The sequence below is a fragment of the Collinsella sp. HCP28S3_B9 genome (assembly GCF_052066095.1).
In the GTDB taxonomy this organism is placed as follows: Bacteria; Actinomycetota; Coriobacteriia; order Coriobacteriales; family Coriobacteriaceae; genus Collinsella.
This window is the reverse complement of record NZ_JBQHST010000049.1, coordinates 1-4,913: the sequence shown is the minus strand read 5'-3', so window position 1 is coordinate 4,913 and position 4,913 is coordinate 1. Positions and strand designations below refer to the sequence as shown.

General features: G+C 60.0%; 3 protein-coding genes. 2 read left to right on the top strand and 1 reads right to left on the bottom strand.

All coding sequences use genetic code 11. The features are described 5' to 3' along the window. Window positions 1–365, bottom strand: a 365-nt coding sequence (locus ACTNBB_RS08910) for an arginine deiminase family protein (protein ID WP_441057918.1), incomplete at its 3' end; no start/stop codon positions are given. 549 nt (window positions 366–914) lie between these two features. Between ACTNBB_RS08910 and ppk1 the strand changes: the two genes are divergently transcribed. Continuing rightward, entirely contained in the window at window positions 915–3,323 is a 2,409-nt protein-coding gene (gene ppk1, locus ACTNBB_RS08905) for a polyphosphate kinase 1 (protein WP_441057921.1), read from the top strand. A 101-nt stretch (window positions 3,324–3,424) separates the two neighbouring features. After that, the gene (rlmD, locus tag ACTNBB_RS08900; protein WP_441057924.1) at window positions 3,425–4,738 is read left to right on the top strand and encodes a 23S rRNA (uracil(1939)-C(5))-methyltransferase RlmD; all 1,314 of its coding nucleotides are present in this window, start codon (window positions 3,425–3,427) and stop codon (window positions 4,736–4,738) included. Window positions 4,739–4,913: the final 175 nt, after the last annotated feature.

Sequence of the window (4,913 nt, the reverse complement as noted above, 5' to 3'; positions counted from 1 at the left end):
TTCTTGACGAACTCGAGGTTGTCCTCGATGGAGTCCAGCTTCTCGCGGACGATCTGCGGCATGTGCTTCCCGCGGATGCCGGCCTCGGCGATGTACTGGTCGGTGAACTCGTCGCGGGCGCCGGGGACCTGGTCGAACACCTCGGCGACGAGGTTCTCGAGGTAGAGCACCTCGACGCCCTGGTCCCTCAGGATCTGGGCGAAGGTGTCGTGCTCCTGCTGCGCGACCTCCAGGAACGGGACGTCGTCGAACAGGAGCCGCTCGAGCTCGTCGGGCGGCAGGTTGAGGAGCTCGTCGCCGGGACGGTGCAGGCAGACCTTCCTGAGCTTGCCGATCTCGGAAGGCACGTGCAGACCTTTCGTCATGGCCTCCTACCTTTCTTTCGGGCCTTACTGGCCAAATGTATCAGCGCCCCTCCGTATGGAGCGCTGCTTGCTGACAGCTCTAGTTATATCCAAAATCAACCCGCAATTCCACCTCGCCCCCGAACGGTCAACAAAGTACGATGAACGGTATATCGCATATGATTTCCCATGATGCACTTCAGTTTCGTAAAGCAGATTTTCCTAGGTAAACGTTATTTTTCTAGGAAATCAAGATTGGACACTCAAAGTTATCCATGATTCAAAATTGCATAGCGAAAACGGTTTTCTGCATATAAATGACGCTTGTCCTCGATTCGACCTAAATTCGATTATATTCAGCTTGCTATCATTCTTATTCATACATTCTCACCAGTTGAGTGAGGATATAGATCGCTTGTTCAAAGCACCGGACGTTAGTGCTTCGGATCGTCAGCGTAATAAGTAGGTAAAGATACCGTTCGCGCGATACGTCCGCGCCATAGGTCGACTAAATTGAGACAATAAGAAATAGTGTTAGGCTACCGTCCCCTGTAGGGACTGAACGGACAGATGCATATGCCGAGCAAAATCGAAAAGAAGCAGAACGCCGCCAAGCTGCGCAAGAAACCGCGCGATTTCTCGTATACGCAAAATCGAGAGCTTAGCTGGCTGCGCTTTGATAACCGCGTACTCGACGAAGCCTTCGATGAGTCTGTGCCACTGTTCGAGCGCCTTAAGTTCGTCTCGATCTTCGAGTCAAACCTCGACGAGTTTCTCATGGTGCGCGTGGGCGGCTTGTCCGATCTGGCAGAGCTCAAAAAACAGCCCGTCGACAACAAGAGCAATATGACCGCCTCCGAACAGGTCGATGCTGTCATGGCAGAGCTGCCCGGGCTCCTTACCCGCTGGGAGTCGATCTTTAAGAGCATCGAGGACAAGCTCGACGCTTTGGGCGTTCACCGCGCCCGCATCGATTCGCTTACGCCTGAGGAACATACCTTTGTAACCCGCTACTTCCAGGCCTACATATCACCGGTCATCTCGCCGCTGGTCATCGATCCGCGCCATCCCTTCCCCAACCTGCGCAACGGCGCGCTCTATCTGGCTTGTGGCCTGGACGGCATCACCGACGAGGAGAGCCTGCTGGGCCTTATCGAGATTCCCGCCTCGATGAACCGCGTGGTCGAAATCCCCTCGCCCACCGGCACCTACTCCTACATTCTGCTCGAGGACGTCATCCTCGCCTGCCTGGACAGCTGCTTCGGCTCCTATAAGCCGCTCGACCGCGCGCTCATCCGCGTCACCCGCAACGCCGACATCGATCCGGACGGCGAGGGCGTCGAGGAGGAAGAGGATTACCGCCAGCACATGAAGCGCATCCTCAAGAAGCGCCTGCGCCTGCAGCCGGTGGTGCTCGCCGTATCGGGCTCGCTCGAAAAGGCAACGCTCAAGACCATCCGCAAAGCGCTCGAGCTTTCGCGCCGCTCGGTTTTTACCTGCGATATCCCGCTCAACCTGGGCTATGTCTTTGGCATCGAGGGCAAAATACCCGAGCATCTACGCAACGAGTTGCTCTTTACGCCGTTTAGGCCGCAGCCCAACCCCACCATCGATATGACCCGCTCCATCCGCGATCAGGTGCTGCAGCACGACAAGCTGCTCTTTTACCCTTACGAGACCATGAATCCGTTCTTGGACCTGGTGCACGAAGCAGCCTACGACCCCAAGTGCATCTCGCTTCGCATCACGCTCTACCGCGTGGCCAAACAAAGCCGCCTGTGCGAGTCGCTCATCGATGCTGCCGAAAACGGCAAAGAGGTTACAGTGCTCATGGAGCTCCGCGCCCGCTTTGACGAGCAAAACAACATCGAATGGGCCGAGCGGCTGGAAGAGGCCGGCTGCACCGTTATCTACGGCTCCGAGGGCTTTAAATGCCATTCCAAGATCTGCCAGCTCACCTATCGCGAGGGCATGGCGCTTACCCGTCTGACGCTTTTGGGTACCGGCAACTTTAACGAGAAGACGGCCAAGCTCTACAGCGACTTTATGCTCATGACCGCGCATCCCGGCATCGGCGAGGACGCTAACCTGTTCTTCCGCAACCTGTCGCTGGGCAACCTGCGCGGCGACTACCGCTTCCTGGGCGTGGCGCCCGTGGGCCTCAAGCCGCTCATCATGCGCGGCCTGGACCGCGAGATTCAGCGTGCCCTTGTCGGCGAGCCCGCCCGCGTGTTCTTTAAGCTCAACTCGCTTACCGACCGCGAGGTCATCGACAAGATCGCCGAGGCATCGTGTGCCGGTGTGCGCGTGGACATGATCATCCGCGGTATCTCGTGCCTCAAGCCCGGTGTTCCGGGCAAGACCGAGAACGTGCACGTGCGCTCCATCGTCGGACGCTTTTTGGAGCATGCGCGCGTCTATGCCTTTGGCGTGGACTCGGATATGATCTACCTGAGCTCGGCAGACATGATGACGCGCAACACCGAGCACCGCGTGGAGATCGCCTTCCCCGTGCTCGACCCCACCTGCCGCGCCCAGGTGCACGAGTACATGGTCATGCAGCTGCGCGACAACGTGAAGGCACGCAGTCTGACGAGTGACGGCACCTGGATTCCCGTGGAGCGCAAAGAAGGCGAGAAGCCCTTCAACTCGCAGGAAGCTCTGCTGGAGCGTGCCTATCGCAACGCCGGGGCCGTCGCCAAGGCAGAACCTACGCTCGCATCCAAGCCTGAGCTCGAACCGCAGCCGGCCGCACCCGAGGTCCAGAAGGTTCAGGCAACCGTCATAGAGCCTGAGCCCGAGCCTGCTCCTCGGCCCCAACCGCAGACGGCCAACCCCGCGTCCGAGAAGGGCGCCCGCCGCGAGAAGCCCGCTGGCAAGACCAAGACCATCGAGCGCCATCGCCCCGGTCGCGTGCGCATGGGACTGGGCCTGATCGGCCTAGGCCTTAAGACGCTCATTACCGGCAAGACGAAATAGACGTTTGTAGAAGCGCCCCGTATTTGAGGAATACCCCAGATACGGGGCGCTTTTCACTGCTACCATGGTTGCGAACAATACCGCGAATGACAGGCAGGAACATGAAGCTCACCATAGAATCGATGACCTACGGCGCCGACGGACTGGCGCACGCCGACAACGGCAAGGCCGTCTTTGTGCAGGGCGCCGTGGCAGGCGACACCGTCGAGGCCGAGATCGTGCAGGACGGCAAGTCGTTTATGCGCGCCCGCACGACCGAGATTCTGGAGCCGGGCCCCGATCGCATTCAGCCCCCCTGCCCCTTCGTGGGCGTCTGCGGCGGATGTTCGTGGGGCAATCTCTCGCGCACCGCGCAGCTTGCCGCCAAAGAGCAAAACCTGCGCTCCACGCTCGAGCGCATTGGCAAGTTCACCCCCGAGCAGGTCAACGATCTTGTCCAGCCCATCCGCCACACCAAGGACGAATGGGGCTACCGCAACAAGATTGAGCTGGAGCCCACCCTCGTTAACGGCCGCGTTCGCCTTGGCATGCACGGCGTCGATCCCAGCAAGATCGTGACCGTAGATTCGTGCCCGCTGTTCGATAAGCGTTTTCCCAAGGCGCTCAAATCGGTCGTCGGCGCGCTCAACTATCTGAGCGGCAGTCACGATCTGGGTCTGGAGCGCGTGGGCATTCGCGCTTCGCGTCGCACCAAGGCACTCGAGGTCGCACTTTGGACGCCCACGGGCTCCTTCCCGCGCTCGCAGGTCTCGCGCGTGTTGGCAGACGCCGCTCGCCCCACGAGCGTAGTGCGCGTCATGAGCAAGGGCGAGAAGAAGGCCCGCCGCGTCTCCAAGGTGGAGATGCTCGCCGGCGAGGGCTCCTGGACCGAGAACATCGCCGACGGCCAGATGCGCCTTTCGGCCCCATCGTTTTTCCAGGTCAACACCAAGGGCGCCGAGATTTTGATCGAGCTTGTCATGGAGGCGCTCGACCCGCAAGAAGACGAGCTTGCCATGGACCTGTACTGCGGCGCCGGCACCTTTACCCTGCCGCTCGCCCGCCGCTGTGATTTTGTTGCCGCCGTCGAGGCCTACGGCCCGGCCGTGCGCGACCTGCGCCGCAACCTCGAGATCAACAAGCTCGATAACGTCGATGTCATCGGCGGCGATGCCGTGCGCGAGTTCCCCGACCAGGATGCCGATGTCCTGGTGGTCGACCCGCCGCGTGCAGGTCTGGCACCCGAGGCAATCGACCTCATCGCCAGCACGAGCGCCCGCGACGTGGCCTACGTGAGCTGCGATCCGGCGACTTTGGCACGCGATCTTAAGCGCTTTGTCGAGGAAGGCACCTTCTCCCCCGTCAAGATCACGCCGGTCGACCTGTTCCCGCAAACCTTCCACTGCGAAACCGTCGCCCATCTCAAGCGCAACTAGACTGTTTGCCCAAGACCACACCCGATGATTTTTCTGGGACGGGGATAAAAATAAATTTGTTCCGAATGATTATTTAAGGCTCTGTTAGACCAGGATTGACATGCCGACCTGCCGGCTAACTCGCCGTCTCCTCGTCGGGCGCCGGCGTCTTGACCCTCATCTCGAACGGCATCCC